Origin of the sequence: Streptomyces sp. SID3212, from assembly GCF_009865405.1 — a bacterium.
Classification (GTDB): Bacteria; Actinomycetota; Actinomycetes; order Streptomycetales; family Streptomycetaceae; genus Streptomyces.
The window spans coordinates 1-366 of the sequence record NZ_WWJY01001232.1 but is presented as its reverse complement, the minus strand read 5'-3'; the positions used below and the strand labels follow the sequence as shown (position 1 = coordinate 366).

General features: G+C 74.3%; 1 protein-coding gene. It reads left to right on the top strand.

From position 1 onward, the window contains the following. Positions 1–366 (top strand): AMP-binding protein (locus GT042_RS36505; protein ID WP_161312958.1); only part of this gene is annotated, 366 nt, incomplete at both ends.

Genomic DNA, 366 nt, shown 5'->3' with positions numbered 1-366 from the left:
CGCTTCGTGGCCGACCCGTTCGACCCGGCGGGGGGCCGGATGTACCGCACCGGCGATCTGGTGCGCTGGACCGCCGACGGGGAACTCGTCTACGTCTCCCGCGCCGACGACCAGGTCAAGCTGCGCGGCTTCCGCATCGAACTCGGAGAGATCGAGGCCGCGCTCACCGACCTGCCCGATGTCGCCGCCGCCTGTGCCGTCGTCCGCGAGGACCGGCCGGGGGACCGGCGCCTGGTCGCGTACACGGTGGGCGGGACGGAGGCCGATCTGCGCGCCCACCTCGCCGGAACCCTGCCCGCGCACCTGGTCCCGGCCGCCTTCGTACGGCTCGACGCCCTGCCCGTCACCCCCAACGGGAAGACCGAC